The sequence below is a fragment of the Micrococcus sp. 093350064-1 genome, assembly GCF_053627955.1.
This window is the reverse complement of sequence record NZ_JBSEYU010000024.1, coordinates 1-4,213: the sequence shown is the minus strand read 5'-3', so window position 1 is coordinate 4,213 and position 4,213 is coordinate 1. Positions and strand designations below refer to the sequence as shown.

General features: G+C 72.3%; 5 protein-coding genes. 1 reads left to right on the top strand and 4 read right to left on the bottom strand.

Going from position 1 to position 4,213, the window contains the following annotated elements:
• The first annotated feature begins 108 nt into the window (after positions 1–108).
• Positions 109–591 (top strand): hypothetical protein, encoded by a 483-nt coding sequence (locus tag ACUW6W_RS11565; protein WP_454180187.1) that lies wholly within the window; start codon positions 109–111, stop codon positions 589–591.
• Between the two features lie 144 nt (positions 592–735).
• Here the strand turns inward: ACUW6W_RS11565 and ACUW6W_RS11560 are convergent, their stop codons facing one another.
• The 4 genes from ACUW6W_RS11560 to ACUW6W_RS11545 all read right to left on the bottom strand — a co-directional run bounded on the left by ACUW6W_RS11560 (position 736) and on the right by ACUW6W_RS11545 (position 3,877).
• Complete coding sequence (locus tag ACUW6W_RS11560; protein ID WP_158185022.1) at positions 736–1,242, bottom strand: hypothetical protein; 507 nt, start codon at positions 1,240–1,242, stop codon at positions 736–738.
• A gap of 516 nt (positions 1,243–1,758) precedes the next feature.
• Positions 1,759–2,247 (bottom strand): hypothetical protein, encoded by a 489-nt coding sequence (locus ACUW6W_RS11555; protein ID WP_158185023.1) that lies wholly within the window; start codon positions 2,245–2,247, stop codon positions 1,759–1,761.
• A gap of 122 nt (positions 2,248–2,369) precedes the next feature.
• Positions 2,370–2,744: a hypothetical protein gene (locus ACUW6W_RS11550; protein ID WP_354403838.1), complete on the bottom strand. Its 375-nt coding sequence runs from the start codon at positions 2,742–2,744 to the stop codon at positions 2,370–2,372.
• 170 nt (positions 2,745–2,914) lie between these two features.
• On the bottom strand, positions 2,915–3,877 hold the full coding sequence (locus ACUW6W_RS11545) for a DUF4192 family protein (RefSeq protein WP_158185025.1): 963 nt from the start codon (positions 3,875–3,877) through the stop codon (positions 2,915–2,917).
• Positions 3,878–4,213: the final 336 nt, after the last annotated feature.

Genomic DNA, 4,213 nt, shown 5'->3' with positions numbered 1-4,213 from the left:
CCCCTCGACAACCGGAGCGAGCGCGGAGGTGATGCCGACCCTGGCCTGACTCTCATGCCTTGAAGGTCGTTACACCACTTCCAGGGACTTGACCCCGGGGATGAGGACATGCGCGCACTGGGGCACAAGCTGCGCCGCCTGGCCGGAGAGTTGGTGCCGGCACTGCGCAAGCTCAAGTCCCCGAAGCCGAAGCACGTGAGGGCGACGCTACGTGCCCTGGGGGAGTGGCGGGGCCGTCTGGAGGACCTGGAGGCCAAACACCGCAATGACGCCGAACTGTGGTCCTTTCAGGTCAACTCGGTCCCCCTCAATGAGGAGACGGAGGCGGCCCTGGACAGCCGGGAGGGACTGAGTGAGATGACCGCGCTGGCTTGCAAGCGTGAGCTGAACGTGACCGAGCAGGAGGAGCTGAATCGCCGTCGCCGGGCGGTGCGGTTGCTGGACCTCCAGGAGTGGGGGTGGGCCAATCCGTTGAGTCCGGCAGAGGTGGCCGAACGGGAGGGGCTAGAGCCGGTTGTTGAGGAGGACTGGGTGGTGCAGCGCGAAGTGAATGTCCGGCGGCGTGCGGGGCAGGCTAAGCCGGAGGGTTAGTAGGCAGAGGGTGCCTGGGTGGCCGGGCCCTCGGGCAAGGCGGGCCGGCCGCGAGCGCGGCTCGGGCGGGGACGTGTCGTGGAGATGGCGGGCCGGCTGCAGCACCCCGCAGCGTCGGCTGGGCCTGGCCCACGGGAGGGAGGCTCAGCGGCAGCGACGGCCCGCGACGAAAGAACCGATCACGAGCGCTGGCCATGCGGCGTCCCGCAGCGTCAATCGCCTGCGTTCCTCCCGGGGTGTGGAGTCCTGGGGAGCTGCCACGATGGTGGGGGGTGCGGCCTGCTCCGCATTTGGAGGGCTGGGGAGGAGGGCGCGGAAGAGGACAAATAAGCCCAGGGCGCATATAGACAAGGTTTTCTGCCAGTTATTGGGGTTTGGAACTGGGTCCGTCCCAAGAGCCGCGAGCGCTGTCAGGAGCAGAGCGAGAGGGAGCAGGATCATCATCGTGAAGAGCAGGGCCTTACGTCGGAGGTTCTTCGTCTTGCCGGCCTGCATGTCCGCAATGAGGCGATCCCAGGCGGGGAAGCCGGATAGAGCGAAGAGGCCGACGGCGGCGATCAGGCCCAGCCAGAAGTTGGCTGGGTCGGTCGGCATCTGGATGACCTCTACGGGCATGGGGGTTGGGGTGACCTCTACGGGCATGGGATCCATGGGCCACATGATGCCCTGGTGCACGTCGGCAGTCGGCCTCGGTGAGGGGGCCGCGGAGGCACTCCTGGAGCCGAGAGTGCTGGAGATGGTCTGCGACATGAGCCGGCCCGCGAGCGCGGGCAGGGCGGGGACGTGTCGCTGAGGGCCGGTTGCAGCTGCCGGCTGCGGGAGGGGGGCCATTGAGTTGGCGCAGCCCCGGAGGCGCGCGATCAGCTTGGAACGGGGCAGGCCTGCTTGCGGGCCGTCGTCGGCGCCTGGCGGGGGTCCGAGGGGTGGCTGCCCGTCCGTCGTAACGGGGGGATGCCGAGAGTCTACGAGGCTGGGAGGCGTGCCGGTCTTCCGCACCCCCGGCTCGATCGTCAGGCTCCCCCGGGCCGCCGCGGGGCCCGCGAGCGCGGTCAGGGCGGGGACGTGTCGCCGAGGGCCGGCTGCAGCTGCCGGCTGCGGCGCCGGCTGGGTGTCGTCGAGCTGGCGCAGCCCCCACCGGGGCGGCGGGGGCTGCGCGGGTGCTCGCGGTCAGTGGGGCAGGGGGATGGGGGCAGGGGGCAGGACGGCGGGCAGGGCGTTGGTCAGGGCGAGGGACTCGCGGAGGTCGATGTGGTTGATGATCCGGTGGAAGGTGTGCGGGGTCCATGCGGCGGCGAGCTCGGCTGCGGGGTCGTGGGCGGGCCGGTAGAGGGTGAGCACCTGGTGGGCAAGGTTCGCGGGGACGTCGCCGCCGTTGGGGCCGGTGAGGATCATGGGGCCGAGTACGACGGCGCGCGCCTCGGGCAAGGTGCGGGCGAGGAAGACGGTGGCCTCGGCGTTCACGGCGTCCTCGTCGATCAGCTCGGACTGCCGGGCGCAGGTGTGCGCGGTCCACGTGGGCGTGGTCAGGGCCTGGGAGCGCCCGTAGAGGGCGGCGTCGATCTGTCCGGGCGCGGTGATGGTCACGTAGCTCGGGCGCGGGAGCGGGGCGTTCTCGGGGTCGGCGGGGCGGGCGGGGAAGAGGATGGCGACGGGCATGGGTGCGGCCTTTCTGGGAGCGCGGTCAGGAGGGGGACGTGTCGTGGAGAGCCGGCACCGGGGCCGGGGCGTTGCACGTGGCGTACAGCGCTCCGGCCCATGTCGCCGAGTCGGCGGCGGACTCAGGCGTCCGAGCTTGCGGCCTGGAGCAGCTCCAGGTCCTCGGGCTCGCTCAGGTGCTGGGTGAGCTCGACGGGAAGGGGATCGGCGGTGAGCTTCGGGCGGCAGGCCAGCAGCACCGGCCCGCGCAGGAACGTGTCCCAGTCCGTGCGTCCGTTGGCGGCGTGCGCGTTCAGGAACGCGGCGGCCTGGTGGTTGCGGTCCTCGGGGGTGTAGGCGCGGGGCTGGGGGTCGGTCCAGAAGTAGACCGTCCAGCCCTGGCCGTGTACGGCGTCGAACTGGTCGCAGAAGAACGCCGAAAGGTCCTCGGGGCCGTCGAGTTCGAGCAGCTCGACGGGGTCGGCGGGGTCGGTGGGGAAGTGGATCATCTGGGCCATAGCGGGCACCTTCCAGGGAGCGCGGTCAAGAGGGGGACGTGTCGCGGAGAGCCGGCGGCCCGGGGCCGGGCGCTGCACACGCGGTGCAGCGCCCCGGCCCGTGTCGCCGAGTCCCCGACACGGCGGGGGCCGCGTGCTCGCGCTCGCGGCCCCCGCGCGGGCGGGGTCGGTCAGCCCCGGGAGGGCTTCCAGGCGTGGGCCCGGTCAGCGGCAATGGCGGCCACCGGCGTTGCAGTGGTCAGAGCAGACACGGCGCGCACATGCGCGTGCCCCGGCGTGCACGCGGCGGCCTGGCCCAGCCGATCGGCGGCCTGCGTACCCTGGCCACGGAGCCAGGCCACGTAGGCCAGCACGGCCAGCGCCCCGGCGGCGGCCTCGCGCGGCCCCATGGCCACGGCGGCATTGAGCACCGTCTCCGCTTCCTCCGTGGCCGCCCAGTCCAGCCCGTGCGGGAACGTCCCCGTCAGGAAGTCCACCGTCTCCAGCCGCTGGGGCGCGGTCACGGCCACCATGGCCGCGTGCAGGTACTCGGGGTCCGGGTGATCCAGGGTCGCCAGCACGACGGCGGCGGCGTTGCGGTCCGCCCGATCCCGCAGAAGACGGGACATGCCACGCCCCAGCACGCGGATGTCAGTGAGGAAGTCCCCCATGCGCTCGCGGGCGGCGGTGATCAGCGGAGCCAGCGCGGCGGTGTCCTGCGGCGCGGCGGTCGGGTGCTGGACCGGCGCGCCCCCCTCGACAGCCACGGTCAGCCCGAGGTCAGAGGCCCCCGGCGCGTAGGGTTCGCTCTCACCCGTGCTCAGGTTGGTGCAGTTCTTCCCGTCCACCGTCACCAGCGTCTCGACGGGCAACCCGTGATCGACCATGGCGGCCTCCACCTCGAACCAGCGCAGGGCGCGGTCCTCGGGGCCGTATCCGATCAGGATGGCGCGCTCATGGCCGCTGTCACGCAGGGACTGGGCCAGAAACGTGCCCAGGAAGCCGGCAGGGGCGGCATCGTCGACGCGCATCACCGCACCCAGCCGGGTGCCGGTCATGCCGATGGCCACCAGGGAATCAGCGGGGGTCTTGCGCAGGGCGGCGGCCGCGTAGTCGGCCAGCGCGAGCGGAGAAGAGGCCTTGAGGGTCTTCATGGTGTCCTCCTTGGGGACTGGGGGTGCGGGGCCCCTGATGGGTCCTGCGGGGGTGTGGTGGGCGGTGCCCTCCAACGTGTCTAACCATACACGTTTGGGGCGGGGGTGTCTACTGGGGGTGTGGCGCAGTTTATGGCGTGGTTTATTGCGTAGAGTGTGGCGTGTGTGTGGTGTGGGGTGTGGTGCGGCGTCCCGTGCGCCCGGTCGTGCCGTCGGGCCGCTGCCCGGCCCGGGCCGCCGTCGGGCCGGTCGGGCCGTCGGGGCCGGGCGCGCGTGTGCTCGGCCTCCCGGGGGGTGCTCGGAGTGCGCCGGCCCTCGGCGGGGCCGCGTCGGGGG